The organism is Maribacter sp. 6B07, from assembly GCF_002700155.1.
Taxonomy (GTDB): Bacteria; Bacteroidota; Bacteroidia; order Flavobacteriales; family Flavobacteriaceae; genus Maribacter; species Maribacter dokdonensis.
The window spans coordinates 219782-239531 of record NZ_PDUT01000001.1 but is presented as its reverse complement, the minus strand read 5'-3'; the positions used below and the strand labels follow the sequence as shown (position 1 = coordinate 239531).

The window sequence follows — 19750 nt, the reverse complement described above, 5'->3', positions numbered from 1 at the left end:
TGCTAAAAAAAGAAGATTATCGTTTTCTTTGGCCAAAGATAGTTTTTTGACCTAAAACCATATGTTATAAATAAGCTAAGATAAATACGATTGCTGTTGTGACCCTTTAAATAGATACTTACCTTTGCGGCTTTAAATATCAATTTATTAAAAAAGTTCTTTAAAATGCTTACAAGAAGGCACATTAGAGTTAAGGTAATGCAGAGCATATATGCACTCGTTCAATCAAAAGATGATTCATTACAGAGACAAGAGAAGTTTTTAAAAGTAAGCATAGAGAATACCTATACGCTCTACTTGTTATGGTTAAGTCTTTTTGTAGAAATACAAAAAAGGGCGGCAGAACAAATTTCTCTTTCCGCAAAAAAATATATTAGTGACGGTAAGCAGGAATTTCCAAATCCTAAGAAGTTTGTTCAGAACAGATTATTGGTGCAAATTCTTGAGAACAAAACACTTGAGGAAGAAATTTCAAATAGAAAATTAGATAATTGGTACCTTAATGAAGAGTACGTTAAGCTTATTTATAAAGATATTATAGAAAGCGAAACGTATAAGGAATACATGTCTACACCAGAAAGCGATTATGCTGCGGACAAAGAATTGATATTGACCTTGTTCAAAAATATCATTGCCCCCAACGAAAAAATATATGATTACTTCGAAGATGATAAGTTAACTTGGGTAGATGACATTCCTATTGTTAATACGTTTTTGTTAAAACACTTGAAGAAGGTAAAACAAGTTCATCCTGATTCATACTTTTTGCCGAGTCTTTTAAAGGATGATGAAGACATGACCTACGCTATGCAGTTATTGTCTAGAACGTTGTTGAAAAATGATGCATTGGAAAAAGAGATAGATGGTAAAACACCAAACTGGGATAAAGATCGTATTGCAGGCATAGATAGTATACTTTTGAAAATGGCAATTTGTGAATTGTTACATTTTCCTTCAATCCCGGAAAGAGTAACCATTAATGAGTATTTGGAGATTGCCAAAGAATACTCGACTCCAAAAAGTAGCATTTTCATAAACGGAATACTAGATAAGCTTACTAAAGAATACAAATCTGAAGGAAAGCTTAACAAAATGGGTAGGGGTCTATTATAAAAATATTTTATAATTTTACAGTTAATTGATAAATCTAATATAGTATGAAAAAAATAGTTCTAATTGTTGGTCTTGTATCAATGGTAGCTTTTACTTCTTGCAAAGACAATGCTTCAAGTAAAATTAAAACAGATAATGTAGCGGAAGCAGCGGTAAGAGATGAAGCAGCTAAAGCGGTACCGGTAATGTCTTTTGAGAAATCAGAGCATGATTTTGGTACAATTGAACAAGGTGCGGCACAGGAAACAGTTTTTAAATTTACTAATACAGGTAACGCTCCATTAATTATCACAGATGCTAAAAGTAGTTGTGGTTGTACAGTTCCTAATCCTCCAAAAGAGCCAATTGCTCCAGGTGAATCAGGTGAATTAAAAGTGAACTTTAACGGATCTGGTCAAAACCAGGTTACTAAAACTATTACCGTTACGGCTAACACTGAAAAAGGTTCTGAGCTTTTGAGAATAAAGGCTTTTGTTAATCCAAAAGGAGCAACTCCATTAGGACCTGTTAAATAATTATAAATTACAGATATACCAAAGATGGGTGATATAGGGCAGTTTCTTCCGATGATTTTGATTTTTGTGGTCGCATATTTTTTTATGATCAGACCTCAAATGAAAAGACAAAAGGATGAAAAGAAATTTTCGGCAGAGTTAAAACGTGGTGATCGTGTTATTACCAAAAGCGGCCTGCACGGAAAAGTAGTGGATTTAAATGATAAGGACTTCTCTTGTGTTTTGGAAACAATGGCCGGGAAGTTAAAATTTGATAGGTCTGCCATATCCATGGAAATGAGCAATAAATTAAATGCTCCAGAAAAAAAATAATAATTTCTGAATTCATATAAAAAACACCGATGGAAACATCGGTGTTTTTTTTTGCCTAAATGTGGTATATTTAATTACACTTAAAACAACAACAACATGCTACACAACAGAAGAAATTTTATTAGAAAAGGCACCGCAGGATTGGTAATGACAGGAGCATCATTTATGTTCCCTATGGAGATGTTATCAATGATGCGTAAGAAGGTGGGCGCCAACGACACTATCAATGTTGGTTTGGTAGGCTGTAAGGGTATGGGTTTCTCTGACTTAAGCTCTTTTCTGAAAATGAGTGATATTAATGTCATAGCATTGTGTGATGTAGATGAAAATGTATTAAGGGAAAGAACAGCTGATCTTGAAAAGGCGGGAATTAAAAAACCAAAATGGTATAGTGATTATAGAAAGTTATATGAGAATAAAGACATAGATGTCGTTATTATTGGCACGCCAGATCATTGGCATTGCCTGCAATTAACAGATGCATTACAAGCGGGTAAAGATGTGTATTGCGAGAAGCCAATTGCTAATTCTGTTGAAGAAGCCAATATTATGTTGGACTTTGTGGAGTCTAGGGATAGAATGGTGCAAATAGGCCAATGGCAGCGTAGTCAACCGCATTTTGTAGATGCCATTAAATATGTGCATTCTGGTGCGTTAGGAGAAATACGCTTGGCAAAAGCATGGGCATATCAAGGTTGGATGAAACCTGTTCCCGTAGTAGCCGATGCTCCAGTTCCTGAAGGGGTAGATTATAAAATGTGGTTGGGTCCGGCTCCCGATAGGGCTTTTAATAAAAATAGATTTCATTTCGATTTTAGGTGGTTTTGGGATTATGCCGGTGGTTTAATGACAGATTGGGGCGTACATCTTATGGATTATGCGTTGTATGGTATGAAAGCCGGTACACCAAAATCTGTGATGGCCTTGGGCGGTAAATTTGCTTATCCCACGGATGCCTCTGAAACTCCAGATACTTTACAAACGGTATATGAATATGACGGCTTCTCTATTCTTTGGGAGCATGCCACGGGCATTGACGGTGGTAACTATGGAAGAAATCATGGAATAGCATTTATAGGTAATAATGGTACCCTGGTTGTTGATAGAGGTGGCTGGGAAGTAATACCTGAAACTGAATTTCAGGGCTGGGGTAAAGATGGTATTCCTAAGCTAGAAGCGGTTTCACATACCAAAGGTGAATTCAATGGGTTGGATCTGCATACCCAGAATTTCATAGAAGCGGTAAAAAGTCGGGATAACGCTATACTAAATGCACCAATTAAAGTGGGTTATGATGCCGCTTTGGTTTCACATATGGGTAATGTGGCCTTTAAAACCGGTAATAGAATTTACTGGGATCCAATGGCCGGTAAATTTAAAAATGAAGAAGCAAACCAGTTTTTAAAGGCTAACTATCATAATGGTTGGAACCTACCTAAATTATAAAAGGAATTATCTACGGTATTTATCATTAAGGCCTATGCCATTTAATATCAACGGAACTATCTTTTCTAATCTAGATAGTTTCGTTTTTTCTTGTTTTGCAGTTGCAATATATTCGGCGTAATCCTTTTGTTTGGAATAGGTTAATTTGTTAAAGGCAGTCTTTAAGTCATCATTATGTTCAATGGCAATAGCTAGGTGGGTAGGAATTACAATTTTTGTTTTGGGCTTTCTTTCCACTTTTAATGCCAGTCCCTTTTTTTGATTTACTATAGCTTCTTGAATGTACGCTGTAATAACGTTATGATCAATTTCAGACGTTGAAGAAAACTTCCAATGCCGCATGGCCTTGGTTTTTCCTTCTTGTGCATTTTCCAATACTTTGTGTGAGTCCTTTAAAAACACGCCGTTAAAGAACCATATACCAAAATGCGACTTAAATTTACAAATGGCAATAACATTTTTGTCTTGTGTTGTATACGTAGGGAAGCTCCACTTATATGTTTCTTTTAATTTACAAGCTAAAGCAAGCTTTCTTAAAATAGCTACACCAGTTTTATATTGATGTTCTTCATTGTAGAAATTATCTATTTTTTCTTGCCTGTCCATACTGTTATTGATTTGCTGTTAATTGGCAAATACGTACAATGACTTCCACTGCTTTTTGCATGCTTTCTACGGGTACGTACTCATATTTTCCATGGAAGTTATGTCCGCCAGCAAAAATATTAGGGCATGGTAAACCCATGTAACTTAGTTGTGATCCATCTGTACCGCCCCTTATTGGTTTAATTATAGGTTTTATGCCTATATCTTCCATAGCTTTTTTCGCGGTTTCTACAATATGAAAAACAGGCTCTACCTTTTCTTTCATATTAAAATATTGATCTTTCAATTCTAGTTCAATACAATTATCATATTCATTGTTATACCTTTTAACAATATCTTGTACTAACTGCTTACGCTCATTAAAACGCTTTAGATCATGGTCTCTAATGATAAGCTCTACAGTTGCATGTTCAATTTCACCGTTTATATGATGTATATGGAAAAAGCCATCTCTTCCGCCTGTTTCTTGTGGTATTTCATGTTTTGGAAATTCACTTATAATATAATTTGCAATGAGTAGGGCATTAACCATTTTTCCTTTTGCGTAGCCAGGGTGAACACTTTTGCCACTAACGGTAATTTTAGCACCAGCAGCATTAAAGTTTTCATACTCCAATTCGCCAATTTGGCTTCCATCCATTGTATAGGCCCATTCTGCACCAAATTTTTCAACATCGAATTTGTGTGCGCCTCTACCTATTTCTTCATCTGGAGTAAATCCTATTCTAATTGGGCCGTGTTTAATATCCGGATTGTTTATCAAATACTCCATTGCGGTAACTATTTCAGTAATACCTGCTTTATCATCTGCACCTAAAAGTGTAGTGCCATCTGTGGTAATAATGGTTTGCCCTATGTATTGTAAGAGATCATCAAAATATGATGAAGAGAGCACAATATCTTTTTCCTTATTTAAGATAATATCCTTTCCGTCATAATTTTCAATTACCTGTGGCTTTACATTGGTGCCAGAAAAGTCTGGTGATGTGTCAAAATGCGCAATAAAACCTATGGTAGGTACCTGGTGGTCTACATTGGATGGCAGGGTTGCCATAATATATGCATTGTCATCAATTGTGACATCGGTTAATCCTATTGCACGTAACTCATCAACTAATTTGTTTGCTAGATTCCATTGTTTTTTTGTGCTTGGTGTGGTATTAGATGAAGAATCGCTTTGCGTATCTATAGTGACATAGCTAATAAAACGGTCAATTATATGCTGCATTGTAAAAGGGTTTTATCAAAAATAAGCTTATAAATTGTAAATTGGTAAACGTTAGATTCTATAGTGGTAATCATGAAAAGATTTAGGTATATAATATGGTCCGTAATTATTTTGATAAGTGCTAGGGTACATTCACAGGCAGATTGCGTTTTAGGGGTTGGTGTTACCAATGATTCAATTATTTCTGAAATATTTCAGTTAAACGAAATGCAACATGAAAAACTGGTAAGTTTTAGTGCAGAATTAAAGTATAGAAACGATGTTTTGAATAATGAATTACAGAATGTTAAAGAGAGGCATCCACAAAGTAGCGAAACAGAATTAAGACAGCTTGCAGGTAAATATAAAAGTGTAATGGATAGCATGGGTAGGGTACAGGCTATGATAGATAAACGGATGTTGACATTGTTCAACTCCAAACAATATGAATTGTACCAATCTTTATGTAAACAGGCATACCGTTCACCTTATGTAGTTGTTCCAACGGTATATGCCGATAGCATTGTTGACAAAAACTGATAAACTATTACTTAACTTTCTCATTTACAGTTTGTATTTTTGCGGCTTCTAAAATATATACATGTACAGGCTTTTTATTAGACCTCTTTTGTTTCTGTTAGACCCAGAAAAAGTTCATTACCTTAGTTTTTCAAGCATTAAGTTTTTTTCTAAAATAGGCTTATCGGGCATAATAAAATCCATGTTCGCGGTAGAGGACAATCGTTTGGAGCGTGAACTTTTTGGGTTGAAATTTAAGAACCCAGTGGGGTTGGCGGCAGGTTTTGATAAAAATGCGGTGCTTTATAATGAATTATCGGATTTTGGATTTGGCTTTGTAGAAATAGGTACATTGACTCCTAAACCACAAGAAGGAAATCCTAAAAAAAGATTATTTCGATTAAAGGCGGATAAAGCAATTATCAACAGAATGGGATTTAATAACCATGGTGTTTTTGAAGCGGTCGAAAATTTAAAGAAAAACCATAAAGTTCTTATAGGTGGTAATATTGGTAAAAATAAGGTGACACCCAATAATGAGGCTATAAAGGATTATCTCATTTGTTTTGATGCCCTTTTTGACCATGTAGACTATTTCGTAGTTAACGTGAGCTCTCCCAATACACCTGGTTTACGAGAATTACAAGATAAAGAGCCATTAACGGCTTTGCTCAATGAATTGCAATTGGAGAACGCTAGGCAAAGCAAACGTAAAGATGTTGCACGTAAACCAATTCTATTAAAGATAGCGCCAGATTTAACCGATAGCCAATTGCTGGATATTATTGATATTGTGAGTGATACCAGTATTGATGGTGTTATTGCAACTAACACTACCATTTCTAGGGAAAATTTAAAATCTCATGCGTTAATAACGGAAGAAGCTGGCGGACTCAGTGGTGCACCTTTGAAAGATAGAAGTACAGAGGTAATTCGTTTTCTTGCAGAAAAAAGCAATAAAGCATTCCCTATTATCGGTGTAGGTGGTATACATTCAGCAGATGACGCTATAGAAAAGTTAGATGCAGGTGCAGATTTAATTCAATTGTGGACTGGTTTTGTATATGAAGGGCCTGCTTTGGTAAAAGCTATAAATGAGGCAATTTTAGAAAGGGTGTAATAAACTCTTGAAAAAAGAAAAGCCCTTGTACATTGTGTGCAAGGGCTTTTCTTTTTTAGCATTGGTTGTATGTTACTTTGCCCAATAATCAAGTACAAAGACATCATCTAAATATGGGGTCAGTATTGCTCCAAAAGCTTTATGGTCTGGGTGGGGCAAATAAATAGCACGATCTTCTTCACTTTTGAAAGTTAGGAAAAATGCATGCGTAAACCCTTTGTTTAATCCCTCTGGACTGTTGTTAAGTCCCCATTCGTAACCTTTGATCTGTTCAATTTTTGAAGGTAGGGCGCTAAAAGCATCTTCTACCTTTTTTATCTGTTCGGCGGTAGTGCCTTCTTTGAATTTGAAGAATACGGCATGTCTTAAAAGGCTGTCATTTTTAATCATGGTGTTGGTTATATTGTTTTCTTCTGTAACGGCATATGTATTGAATGCCAATGTAAAACAAACTAGTAATAGAAGTACTTTAATTTTCATAGTATTTTATTTTAAAACAAGTTATTAAAAATAGCTGTAAATAATGGTAATTTGTATTTTCATATCAACCAAGGCACTATTATATTGAACTACGAAATTTTAATGGCCTTTTCTGTGGCTACTTTTTTTTTGGCTTTATCACCAGGACCGGATAATATATTTGTTTTGATACAGAGTATTAGTAATGGTAAAAAATTTGGCTTGGCAGTTGTAGCAGGTTTAATGACAGGCTGTTTGGTACATACTACGCTGTTGGCATTTGGGGTATCGGCAATTATTAAGAATAGTAACACTCTTTTTACCATGATTAAATTTTTTGGGGCGGCTTACTTAGTCTACTTGGCTATTATGGTCTATAAAGGCGGTGATGTTATTTTTATTGCCGGAGAAGAAAAAAAGAAAAGTAAACTATCATTATTCAAACAGGGTTTTATAATGAACGTTCTAAACCCAAAAGTGACCATTTTTTTTCTTGCTTTTTTTCCTGGTTTTCTCTTTTCGGATAGTTTAAATAACGTAATTCAGTTTTATACACTGGGTGTTCTTTTTATTTTGGTTTCATCTTTTGTGTTTGGCGCTATAGCCATTTTGGCTGGTCAAATATCTAGCTTCTTAACTAACAATAAGCGTACAGGGTTTGTTTTAAAATGGATTCAGATAATTGTTTTTATGGGTATTGCGATTTATTTAGTTTTAGGTTAGTCTTATTAAAATATTAATAGGATTTACTTATTTAGAGTTCGTATTTTTACATAATGTTTAATTCAAAGATCAAAATAGTAGAGTGCCCTAGAGATGCTATGCAGGGTATTAAGAAGTTTATACCTACCGATGAAAAGGTGAGGTATTTACAATCTTTACTAGGTTGTGGTTTTGATACGTTGGATTTTGGGAGTTTTGTTTCGCCAAAGGCAATTCCGCAAATGGTGGACACTGCAGAGGTTTTGTCTAAATTGGATTTGTCGAAAACCAAATCTAAGTTACTTTCCATAGTGGCAAATGTTCGTGGTGCAGAAGACGCTGTTACCCATGCTGAAGTTGATTATTTGGGCTTTCCTTTTTCTATCTCCGAGAATTTTCAAATGAGAAATACCCATAAGACCATTGCTCAATCTGTAGAAACGTTACAAGAGATATTTAATATTGCCGATGCGGCGAATAAGGAAGTGGTAACGTACATATCCATGGGTTTTGGTAACCCTTATGGTGATCCTTGGAATGTTGAAATAGTTGGTGAATGGACCGAAAGACTGGCGAAAATGGGAGCCAAAATATTATCGTTGTCAGATACCGTGGGGTCATCTGATCCAGAAACTATTTCTTATTTGTTTTCCAACTTAATCCCAAAATACCCAAATATTGAGTTTGGTGCGCACTTGCATACCACACCCACAAAATGGCATGAAAAAGTTGCCGCGGCATATGAATCTGGCTGTAAACGGTTTGATGGTGCTATCCAAGGTTTTGGTGGCTGTCCTATGGCCAAAGATGATTTAACCGGTAACATGCCTACGGAGAAAATGTTATCGTATTTTACTTCGCAAAAAGTTTTTACCGGCGTTAATGCCATGACTTTTGAAGCGGCATATAACAAAGCTACCGAGCTTTTTTCCCAATATCACTAATTACTTGTTGTATTTCTTCTGGCTACATTATTAAAAAGTTAAATTTATTTAGATTTAATATAGATAAGGTTGTGTAATGTTAAAACATGTTATAGTTTTGCGCATTATTTAAAATAAGTCTTAATAAAAGAGAAATGAAAAAGAATCTATTATTGTTATCGTCTATTGCTAGTTTATTATTTATTTCATGTAGTTCCGATGATGACGGATTAGAATTGTCAGAATGTGTTGATGGTGATTGTGAACCTATTGAATCTACAATTGATAATCCAGATTCTTATACATTTACAAGGGATAATGAAAGTACTGTTAGCTTTGGTGGTCAGACTACGAGATTAAAAATGGGTGACGAAATTTTGAGCGCATTTACAGATGTAACTTCAACATCCGAGCAAATATTAAGTATGTATGCCCATGAAGAAGGTGCTAACGATTTTGAAGATGCAGATTTAAATGCATCTGATAAAAGTGTAAGAAGTAAAACAGCTGCCTCTGCAGATTTCTTTGCAACCAATGCTACCGATCAAGCTGTGATAAGAGCGGATTTTGATGGTTGGATCTCTGCTCAAGTAAATGAGGTATTCCCAAACTGGGAAGTTGCAGCAGCTGCAGGTACGGCAGGACAAATAGCAGACGGTTCTTCTACTAGATACATTAATGCTCAAGGGTTGGAATATAACCAAGCTTTTAATAAAGGTTTGATTGGAGCGCTTACCATTGATCAAGTAGTAAACAATTACTTAAGTACTGCCGTATTGGATGAAGGTGATAACGTTGCTGATAATGATGCTAATGTAGTAGTTGAAGGTGAAGTCTATACCAATATGGAACATAAGTGGGATGAGGCTTACGGTTACGTGTATGGTTTAAATGCAGATGCCGCAAACCCTAATGATGATTTAGGTGCAGATAGCTTTTTAAATAAATATATTGGGAGAGTAGAAGGAGATGACGATTTTGCGGGCATTGCCGATGAAATTTTTCAAGCATTTAAATTAGGTAGGGCTGCAATTGTTGCTAAGCAATATGATGTTAGGGATGCACAAGCCGAAATAATTAGGGAGAAACTTTCTGAAGTTATCGGTATTAGAGCCGTGTACTATTTACAACAAGGTAAAAATAGTTTAGATCAAGAAACACCTGATTATGGTGGGGCTTTTCATGATTTATCTGAAGGTTACGGTTTTGTATACAGTCTACAGTTTACAAGAAAACCCAATTCTACTGAACCTTATTTTGCAAAGGAGGAAGTTGATGCGTTTCTTGTAGATTTAATGGATGACGGAGAAAACGGACTTTGGGATGTGGAAGCAACTACATTAGATGCTATTTCTGCTGACATTGCGGCTAAGTTTAATTTTACCTTAGAGCAGGCTGCTGAATAAATAGGAGTTAAGTCGATAAAAAAAGCAATTCAATCTTATTTAGAATGAATTGCTTTTTTTATTTTTGCATTTAATTAGAATAAATAAAAATAATAGATGAAAAAGATTATTGGGATTCTTTGTGTTCTGGCCTTAGTATGGGCATGTTCCAATGATAGTGAAACCGATGATAGCGTAATTGTTGATCCGGTAGAGGAGGTTTCTTTTGAGCGCAGTACCATGTTGGTCAATTGGGCAGATAATATTATTATCCCTTCATATCAAGCTTTTACTGCGGATATGGATGATTTATTGAATACGTTCAATACGTTTAAAGCAGATGTCAATGAAGGTAATTTAATTGCTTTGCGTGCATCATGGTTGAACGCATACAAATCTTGGCAACATGTAGAGATGTTTGAAATTGGTCCTGCCGAATCTGTAGGGTTTCAATTGAACATGAATATATATCCAACGGATAATGAGAAGATTGATGGATTTATTGTCAATGGAAGTTATGACTTGTCCTTATCCTCTAACAGAAGCGCTAAAGGATTTCCTGCTTTAGATTACTTATTGAACGGCTTGGGTGATACCGATGCGGATATACTTGCTTTCTATAATGGAGACAACAAAGAGGCTTACCTACAATATACCGAAGATGTTTTGATGGATATGCAGTCTTTGACAGAAACTGTGGTATCTGATTGGACAAATGGTTACAGGGATACGTTTGTTGCCAATGACGGAGCATCATCTACGGCATCTGTTGATCGTATGGTAAACGACTATATTTTTTATTACGAGAAGTATTTAAGAGCTGGTAAAATGGGAATTCCTTTAGGAGTTTTTTCCGGTAGTACCTTACCTAGAAATGTTGAGGCTTATTATGAAGCTACTATTTCTAACGATTTGTTTTTAGAAGGTTTATCTGCTGTTCAAGACTTTTTTAATGGTAATCATTTTAATTCAAGTACTCAAGGTGAAAGTTTGGCATCTTATCTGGATGCATTGAACACGCTAAAAAATGGAGAGGATTTGTCTACGTTGATCAATGATCAATTTAATACGGCAAAAAGTATGGTGCTTGATCTTTCTGCGTTTAGAGCTGAAATAGAGAACAGCAATCCGCCAACCTCCATGTTATTGGCTTATGATGAAGTACAAAAGGCCGTACCTATGTTAAAGGTAGATATGGTTTCAGCAATGAGTATTAGTATTGATTTTGTTGATGCCGATGGTGATTAATGGAATCGCTAATAGCTAAATATATAAAAGCTCCTATAGAGACCGCCCCTTTGGCGGTCTTTCGTATTTTATTTGGTCTGATGATGCTTTTTAGTATTGTTAGGTTTTGGAGCTATGGCTGGATCGATAAACTTTATATTAAACCACAATTCTTCTTTTCTTATTACGGGTTTGAATGGGTAAAACCATTAGGTGTTTATACCTACCTTATTTTTGTGATTTGTGGCTTGGCGGCAGTATTGGTGGCTCTTGGTTATCGCTATAAATTAAGTATTATCATTTTCTTTTTGAGCTTTACGTATATAGAGCTCATGGATAAAACAACATACTTAAACCATTATTACTTTATTAGTATTCTGAGCTTCTTAATGATATTTTTGCCAGCTAACGCAAACTATTCACTAGATGCTTATTTAAACCCCAAAAAGTGCTTTCAATATGTTCCCAGCTGGACAGTTAATAGTATTAAGTTGCTTTTAAGTATTGTTTATTTCTACGCCGGACTGGCGAAATTAAATTCAGATTGGTTGTTGAATGCTATGCCCTTAAAAATCTGGTTGCCCGCCAAGTTCGATACCCCTTTTATAGGAAGTTTTTTGGGAGAAGAATGGGTGCAATTTCTATTTAGCTGGTCTGGCGTAATTTACGATCTATCTATCCCTTTTTTACTACTATATAAGAGAACTAGACCATATGCATTTGTAATGGTGGTCATTTTTCACGTACTAACTAGGGTATTGTTCCCTATTGGTATGTTCCCATATGTTATGATCGTTTCTGCTTTAATATTTTTTGATGCAAAAGTCCATCTTAAGATATTGAGGCTTTTATTTAAAGTATTCAAAATAAACGGTGCTAGATTCAATAATCAAACAGTTTTTAATGAACGGTCATCATTTAAGCTTAGGTTGAAGCATATGGTAGTTGTTCTATTTTTTATGCTTCAACTGGCCATACCTTTTAGGTATCTATTTTATCCGGGAGAATTATTTTGGACAGAAGAAGGCTACCGTTTTTCATGGCGTGTTATGCTAATGGAAAAATCTGGCTACGCCCAATTTAAAATTGTGGACCAAGAATCTGGTCGGTGGTTTTATGTAGATAACACTGATTTTATTACTCCGTTTCAAGAAAAACAAATGGCATTTCAGCCAGATTTTATATTGGAATACGCGCATTTTCTAAAAAACCATTTTGAGAAAGATGGCCATAAGAATGTGCAGGTATTCGTAAATTGCCAAGTTAGTCTCAATGGGAGGTTAAGTACAGAGTTTATTGATCCTACCATAGATTTGGCAAAACAAAAAGAGTCTTTTTTACATAAGTATTGGATAACACCATTTAAAGATGAAATTAAAGGAATTTAGTTATTTACTTTTATTATTAGTATCATTTCCGGTATTTGGTCAACTCACTATTTCTGGTCAAGTAACAGATGTAGAAGGGAACCCTGTTCCAGATGCTGAAATGTATATCAAAGAATTGGAACGCTTGGAAATCACCAATAATGAAGGTGCGTTTTTAATAGAGAACTTAACAGCAGGAACCTATACTATTGTAGTTTTCGCTTACGAGTTTGAAATTATAGAACAAGATGTAACTATCACTGGCAATACCGAATTCAACCCTGTCATGAATCCTTTGAAGGTCCAGAACTTATCAGAGGTGGTAATAACCCAAAAACGCCAAGAAATTTTTGCCCTAAAACAGTTGAAGAAAGTAGATGGTACTGCCATATACGCCGGTAAAAAAAATGAGGTTGTTTTATTAGACGGTATTACGGGTAATTTGGCGGCCAATAATCCCAGACAAATTTATAGTCAAGTCGTAGGTTTAAATATATACGATAATGGAGATGCAGGGTTACAACTTAATATTGGAGGTAGAGGTCTTGATCCCAATAGAACGGCAAATTTTAATACAAGACAGAACGGCTATGATATTAGTGCAGATGTTTTAGGGTACCCAGAAAGTTATTATACACCACCTGCAGAAGCTTTAGAAGAAATTCAAGTGGTTAGGGGGGCAGCTTCTTTACAGTATGGAACGCAATTTGGCGGCTTGGTCAATTTTAAATTTAAGCAGCCAAATTCCAGTAAGAAAATAGAGTGGACCAGTAGACAGACTTTGGGGTCTTACAATCTAAAAACATCGTTTAATAGTTTAAGTGGTACAGTTGGTAAGTTCAGTTATTACACCTATTTCAATTATAAGGAGGGAAATAGTTTTAGACCAAATTCAGATTATAACAGTAGAAATTATTTTGCGCATGTGGGCTATCAATTTTCGGACAAAACCAAGGTAACTGTAGAAACCACTTTTTTAAATTATTTAGCCAAACAACCTGGCGGTCTTACAGATGCTCAATTTATTGAGGACCCAACGTTTAGTAATAGGGAAAGAAACTGGTTTGATGTAGATTGGAAATTATTTTCAGTTCGTCTAGACCATAAATTCTCTTCAAAAACGGATTTTAGTTTAAATGTTTTTGGATTGGATGCTTCTAGAAGTGCACTTGGTTTTCGAACTAACAGAGTATCACAACCAGATGACCCTGAGGAGCCAAGGGAATTGTTAATCGATAATTTTCAAAACTGGGGTGCAGAGGCAAGATTATTAACAAGATATAAGTTAGGTGATACTGAATCTGCATTATTGATCGGGTCAAAAATCTATAGGACTGATAATGATCAAAGGCAAGGTCCGGGGACAACGGCGGCGAATGCAGATTTTAACTTTGCAGATGATGAGTTTCCCAATTATGAAAGACAATCTCAATTTAATTTTCCCAATGCTAATTTGGCTTTTTTTGGAGAAAATATCTTTAATATAAGTCCTAAATTAACTTTAACACCTGGTTTTAGGTTAGAGCATATTAAAACGGAAAGTATTGGTAGTTATAAGAATATTGTGCTTGATTTGGCTGGTAATCCACTCTTAAATGAGGAAGTGGAAGATAACAGGGAATTTGATAGAACTTTCTTGTTGTTAGGATTGGGTGCTACTTATAAATTGAATTCTAGTGTTGAGTTCTACGGCAATTTTTCTCAAAACTATAGGTCGGTAACATTTAGCGATATCAGGGTTGTCAACCCTTCTTTTCAAGTAGATGAAAATATCTCTGATGAAGATGGCTTTACGGCAGATATAGGTTTTCGAGGCAGACATAAAAATGTACTGTCTTATGACGTAAGTGCGTTCAGCTTGTTGTATGATAATAGATTAGGTGAGATTTTAAAAAGTGAAACACAAACCAATGCCTTGGGAGAAGAAGTAGAAACGGGAAGTATAGTTCGGTTCAGGGGTAATATTGGTACCGCTTTTATGTATGGTTTGGAAAGTTTTGCCAATTGGAGCGTAAAAGAAACTTTCTTTTCGGCTAGTGATAAGTTAAAACTGAATTATTTCATGAATTTGGCCTTGACCAATTCTGAGTATTTGTCTTCGGAAGAAACCAATGTAGAAGGTAACAAAGTGGAATTTATACCAGATGTAAATTTAAAGACCGGTCTTAATTTTGGCTATGGTAATATATTGGGTAGTTTACAATATACCTATTTGTCAAGTCAGTTTACAGATGCTACCAATGCTTTGCAAGATGTTAACGACAATCAACGTGGTATAGAAGGGGAAATTCCGGCGTATGATATTTTAGATTTTTCTCTATCATATGTCTATAAAAATTGGAAGTTGGAAACCGGTATAAATAATGTTTTGGACAATAGTTATTTTACCAGAAGGGCAACTGGTTATCCGGGTCCGGGTATCATACCTTCAGAGCCTAGAACCTTTTATGCAACCTTACAATTTAAGCTATAATTCAATTAATGATTGACATGGGGCATCCATTTTTTTATCGGACTAAAAGAGGGTCTGAATATGAAGTGATTGTTAAGGTATTGTGTAAGATAGATATCCCAACTTTATTCACTATATTTGCACGCAATTAAATCCTTAATTGCTATGCAAGCCCACCAAAACAAAATTCTAGGAGAAGGTCTAACATACGATGACGTATTATTAGTACCTGCTTATTCTGAAGTGCTTCCAAGAGAAGTAAGTATTCAGACAAAATTTACTCGAAACATTACGATCAATGTACCTATCATCTCTGCTGCGATGGATACGGTTACCGAATCTAGAATGGCAATTGCCATGGCTCAAGAAGGTGGTATTGGTGTTTTGCACAAGAATATGACTATTGAGCAACAAGCCATGAAGGTAAGAAAGGTTAAGAGAGCTGAGAGCGGTATGATCTTGGATCCTGTTACCTTGCCATTAAATTCTACGGTGAAAGATGCTAAGGCAAGTATGAAAGAGTTCAGCATAGGTGGAATTCCCATTGTGGATGCAGATGGAAAACTATTGGGTATTGTTACCAATAGAGATTTACGTTTCGAAAAAAATAACGACAGACCAATTTCTGAGGTTATGACTTCAAAGAATTTGGTTACCGCAGATGAGGGTACCTCTTTATCCGAAGCGGAAGATATTTTGCAACAACATAAAATTGAAAAGTTACCTGTAGTATCAAAAGATAATACCCTATTAGGGCTAATTACTTTTAGGGATATTACAAAGTTGACTCAAAAACCAATCGCCAATAAAGATCAATATGGTCGTTTACGTGTAGCTGCGGCATTAGGAGTTACTGGCGATGCTGTTGATAGGGCAGAAGCTTTGGTAAATGCAGGTGTAGATGCGGTCATTATAGATACGGCACACGGTCATACCAAGGGGGTGGTTGAAGTATTGAAAGCGGTAAAGAAGAAGTTTCCAAAGTTAGATGTTATTGTGGGTAATATAGCAACAGGTGAGGCTGCCAAGTATTTGGTTGAAGCCGGTGCAGATGCCGTAAAGGTAGGTATAGGACCAGGTTCTATTTGTACTACTAGGGTAGTTGCAGGTGTTGGTTTTCCTCAATTTTCTGCGGTATTAGAAGTATCTGCCGCTATTAAAGGTTCTGGAGTTCCGGTCATTGCTGACGGTGGTATTCGTTATACAGGTGATATTCCAAAGGCTATTGCTGCCGGTGCGGATACGGTGATGCTAGGATCGCTTTTAGCAGGTACCAAAGAATCCCCGGGTGAAACCATTATCTATGAAGGTAGAAAGTTCAAGTCTTACCGTGGTATGGGTTCTGTTGAAGCTATGAAACAAGGTAGTAAAGATCGATACTTTCAAGATGTGGAAGATGATATTAAAAAATTGGTGCCGGAAGGTATTGTAGGGCGTGTACCTTATAAAGGAGAGCTTTATGAAAGTATACATCAATTTGTTGGCGGATTACGTGCAGGTATGGGGTACTGTGGTGCAAAAGACATAGCAACATTACAAGACACGGGTAGATTCGTAAAAATTACGGCTAGTGGTATTAATGAAAGCCACCCACATGATGTAACCATTACTAAAGAGAGTCCTAACTATAGTAGATAGGGATTTCCAAGAAATAAAAGCAAAAAAAAGAGGTCATATAGACCTCTTTTTTTGCTTGAATTCTCAGCGTTGAAATTTCTAATTCTTTTCTAGAAGTTGAACTCTTCTTAAATCATCTGAGGCTTGCAGCACTTTTGATTTTAAGGAAGGTTTTAACTTTGGATTGGCATCTAAATAGGCTTGTAAAATTTCATATGCCTCTAAAGAAGTATAATTGCCAATGGTACTGCTTAGCCATCTCTTTGGAAAGAAAATATCGCCGGTTTTTTGAATTTCATCCAATAGGTCAAGGCTGTTCCTTAAATATTGTAAAGATTCCTTTTGATGTAACGGATGGTTTAAGTTGTTCATGGCATTTGTAACCCACGACTCTTTTGCTCTATTTTTTTCTTGTTTAAGTGATTCGAAAAATTCCTTTTTTGTTTCGTAATTATTAGAGATAGAAGGAAGTAGAAACTTAAATTTATTAAGTTTGTCGGTGTTGGTTATTGCTACTTCTGCTGTTTTAAGGATTTGCTCATTTTTTGGATGATTGTATAAAGCTAGGTCTATAGCTAATTCAGTATAATCATCATCATTGAGCTTTAAATTTTTGATGGTTAGTTCTTTACTCCATATTTTGAATAAATTTTCTAAAGATGTATTGGTGTAACCCATGGATACATAGGTTGAATACAGTGTTTTTTTAATACTAGCAGGTAATTCTTCATGTAATTTTGACCATATATCATCAGTAATTTTATCTTGGTAAAAAGCACGTTGTTCTTCTGTAAGATACTTCCAAAAAACAGAAGTTGTATATCTGGAAATAAGATTAATGAGCAACTCATTTTTTTCGGTGTTCAGTCCTTTTGAAAATAGTTGTATAGCTGCGCTTGGATTAATTGTACCATTCAACATGTTTTCATAAACATTAATATAGGAATAGCCACGGGCAACTTGATTATCTAATGTAGGTATAAGGTCAAGATCTTTCTCTTGCAGTGGGAAAACACCATACCCTTCGGCATTTGAGTTATAGATAATCGAAATTGGCTTGGGTAAACCAATCGCTTCCTTTATTTGATATGTGGCATCGGTCATTTGTACGCTAATGGTTTTAGAGCTGTCAGGATATATAAATAATATATCAAAAGCTTGTGACCATATATTTTCAGAACTGTCTTCTGCTGTTTGTGTTAGAGTGAATGAGGTTATCTTGTCATTATCATCGTAGGTAATTTCATCGTTGAATATTGGTCTACTGGAATTATTTACCCAAATAGAACTCCAAGCTATAATATCTGTTGACGATTTTTTATCAAGAATTTCAATTAGTTCGCCCCATTCGGCATTTTTAAAAGCAAAGGTTTCTATATACTCCTGTATTCCTTCTTTAAAAGCTTCTTTGCCTAATACGGTTTCTAATTGGCGCATCATTATAGGTGCTTTATTATAGATGATGCTTCCGTACAGAGAGCCGGCGTTATTAAGATTATCCAATTTTTGCCGAATAGGATTTGTACCTAAAGTTCTATCCTCGCCATATGCATTTGGGTAATGGGTAATCATAAAAGCCAACTGATGGTCTATATTTGGAAAAGCGGGGTTCATTATTTTATCTGCCATGAAATTTGCAAACACCTCTTTCATCCATACATCATTAAACCAGTTCATTGTGACTAAATCTCCAAACCACATGTGAGATGTCTCATGGGCGATCAATTTGGCTCTGCTCAATTTTTTATTGGCTGTGGCACCTTCATCCAAGAATAATGAACTTTCTCTATACTGTATAGCGCCTACATGCTCCATACCTCCATATTGAAATCCTGGAATTGCGGCGTAATCCATTTTTTGAAAAGGAAAAGGGTATGAGGTGTAATCCTCTAAAAAGGATAATGACTGCTGATGTAAATCAAAAATGGAATCTAGACTGTATTGAATTTTAGTGGTATCGGTTTCTCTATACAACATGGTCATTTCCATATTGCCAGGTTTCTTACTCACCGATTTAAATTTACCTGCTACGAACGAAAATAAATACGTGCTCATTTGATCTGATGTGTCAAATTTATGCTCAATATAATCACCCTTTGAGGTGCTATTGATTTCTTTTGTGCCGCATAGAACCTGCCAATCTTTTGGCGCGGTTATATTCAAGGTATATCTTGCTTTAATATTGGGTTGATCAAAACATGGAAATAATGTTCTAGCGCGATCTGGAACTAGAAGGGTGTATAAATAATCTTCGTTTCTATTTAATGAAAGTTCACCTGCTATAAACGCAATGGTAACCGTGTTTTTACCAGTAATTAAATGCTCTTTGGGTAGTATAATGTGCTCCTGTTCGTGAAGAATTGTGGCATTTTTGCCGTTTATGGAAATGGATTTTATTTTTGAGGTTTCTTCTTTGAAGTCTAAAATTACCGGCTCTTGAAGTTGTTCTACGTTAAAATTTAATTCAAGTTGAGAAGGTATGGGCTCTTTTAGCTCAGCAGGAATGTTAAAACTTAAATTGTAATGAACATCTGAGATTTGAGAGGACCTATACATTGCCATCTCCTCAGGTACACCAGCTTTTCGAGTGGTTGTGGAATGTTGCTCATTTTTACATGAACAAAGTATAGATAGTACAAAACCAAGGTAAATAAGGGTTCTCATGAAATAGCGTTATATGTTGTTGTGAAAATACTTTAATGGAAAATGCTTTCCAATTTTTGAACAACGTATAACGCTAATTGAGAATTATTTTATTGAAAAATAGATTAAATACGTGT

17 protein-coding genes are annotated in these 19750 nt (G+C 35.5%); 13 read left to right on the top strand and 4 right to left on the bottom strand.

What is annotated here, in order from left to right:
* Positions 1-165: 165 nt before the first annotated feature.
* From nusB to CSC80_RS00955, 4 genes are all read left to right on the top strand, one after another.
* Positions 166-1113: a transcription antitermination factor NusB gene (nusB, locus tag CSC80_RS00970; protein WP_071341575.1), complete on the top strand. Its 948-nt coding sequence runs from the start codon at positions 166-168 to the stop codon at positions 1111-1113.
* 44 nt (positions 1114-1157) lie between these two features.
* Positions 1158-1628, top strand: a complete 471-nt coding sequence (locus CSC80_RS00965; protein WP_099189140.1) for a DUF1573 domain-containing protein — start codon at positions 1158-1160, stop codon at positions 1626-1628.
* A gap of 24 nt (positions 1629-1652) precedes the next feature.
* A complete protein-coding gene (gene yajC, locus CSC80_RS00960; RefSeq protein ID WP_058103555.1) occupies positions 1653-1940 on the top strand; it encodes a preprotein translocase subunit YajC in 288 nt (95 codons plus the stop codon).
* A gap of 96 nt (positions 1941-2036) precedes the next feature.
* Positions 2037-3386, top strand: a complete 1350-nt coding sequence (locus tag CSC80_RS00955; protein WP_071341577.1) for a Gfo/Idh/MocA family oxidoreductase — start codon at positions 2037-2039, stop codon at positions 3384-3386.
* A gap of 6 nt (positions 3387-3392) precedes the next feature.
* On the opposite strand, the gene CSC80_RS00950 is transcribed toward CSC80_RS00955, so the two are convergent.
* A complete protein-coding gene (locus CSC80_RS00950) occupies positions 3393-3992 on the bottom strand; it encodes a DUF1801 domain-containing protein (protein WP_074672670.1) in 600 nt (199 codons plus the stop codon).
* A 4-nt stretch (positions 3993-3996) separates the two neighbouring features.
* Positions 3997-5220: a peptidase T gene (gene pepT / locus CSC80_RS00945; protein WP_099189138.1), complete on the bottom strand. Its 1224-nt coding sequence runs from the start codon at positions 5218-5220 to the stop codon at positions 3997-3999.
* A 72-nt stretch (positions 5221-5292) separates the two neighbouring features.
* Between pepT and CSC80_RS00940 the strand changes: the two genes are divergently transcribed.
* Both CSC80_RS00940 and CSC80_RS00935 read left to right on the top strand, forming a co-directional pair.
* Entirely contained in the window at positions 5293-5739 is a 447-nt protein-coding gene (locus CSC80_RS00940) for a hypothetical protein (protein WP_099189136.1), read from the top strand.
* A gap of 61 nt (positions 5740-5800) precedes the next feature.
* Positions 5801-6838, top strand: coding sequence for a quinone-dependent dihydroorotate dehydrogenase (locus CSC80_RS00935; RefSeq protein WP_099189134.1), 1038 nt, complete (start codon positions 5801-5803; stop codon positions 6836-6838).
* Positions 6839-6910: 72 nt separating this feature from the next.
* Here the strand turns inward: CSC80_RS00935 and CSC80_RS00930 are convergent, their stop codons facing one another.
* Positions 6911-7318 (bottom strand): Dabb family protein, encoded by a 408-nt coding sequence (locus tag CSC80_RS00930; protein WP_099189132.1) that lies wholly within the window; start codon positions 7316-7318, stop codon positions 6911-6913.
* Between the two features lie 84 nt (positions 7319-7402).
* On the opposite strand from CSC80_RS00930, the gene CSC80_RS00925 reads away from it, so the two are divergent.
* The 7 genes from CSC80_RS00925 (at position 7403) to guaB (ending at position 16991) form a co-directional block, all read left to right on the top strand.
* Positions 7403-8020, top strand: a complete 618-nt coding sequence (locus CSC80_RS00925) for a LysE family translocator (RefSeq protein ID WP_099189130.1) — start codon at positions 7403-7405, stop codon at positions 8018-8020.
* 53 nt (positions 8021-8073) lie between these two features.
* Positions 8074-8943, top strand: a complete 870-nt coding sequence (locus CSC80_RS00920) for a hydroxymethylglutaryl-CoA lyase (RefSeq protein WP_074672684.1) — start codon at positions 8074-8076, stop codon at positions 8941-8943.
* A 134-nt stretch (positions 8944-9077) separates the two neighbouring features.
* Positions 9078-10328 (top strand): DUF4856 domain-containing protein, encoded by a 1251-nt coding sequence (locus CSC80_RS00915; protein ID WP_099189128.1) that lies wholly within the window; start codon positions 9078-9080, stop codon positions 10326-10328.
* A 96-nt stretch (positions 10329-10424) separates the two neighbouring features.
* Positions 10425-11555, top strand: coding sequence for an imelysin family protein (locus CSC80_RS00910; RefSeq protein ID WP_099189126.1), 1131 nt, complete (start codon positions 10425-10427; stop codon positions 11553-11555).
* Positions 11555-12922 carry an HTTM domain-containing protein gene (locus CSC80_RS00905; protein ID WP_099189124.1) on the top strand — a complete coding sequence of 456 codons (1368 nt, stop codon included), beginning with the start codon at positions 11555-11557 and terminating at the stop codon, positions 12920-12922. The genes CSC80_RS00910 and CSC80_RS00905 overlap by 1 nt, the downstream gene beginning before the upstream one ends.
* A complete protein-coding gene (locus tag CSC80_RS00900; RefSeq protein WP_099189122.1) occupies positions 12903-15374 on the top strand; it encodes a TonB-dependent receptor in 2472 nt (823 codons plus the stop codon). The genes CSC80_RS00905 and CSC80_RS00900 overlap by 20 nt, the downstream gene beginning before the upstream one ends.
* Positions 15375-15518: 144 nt before the next feature.
* Entirely contained in the window at positions 15519-16991 is a 1473-nt protein-coding gene (gene guaB / locus CSC80_RS00895) for an IMP dehydrogenase (RefSeq protein ID WP_099189119.1), read from the top strand.
* Between the two features lie 78 nt (positions 16992-17069).
* On the opposite strand, the gene CSC80_RS00890 is transcribed toward guaB, so the two are convergent.
* Positions 17070-19634 (bottom strand): M1 family aminopeptidase, encoded by a 2565-nt coding sequence (locus tag CSC80_RS00890; protein ID WP_099189117.1) that lies wholly within the window; start codon positions 19632-19634, stop codon positions 17070-17072.
* Positions 19635-19750 lie beyond the last annotated feature (116 nt).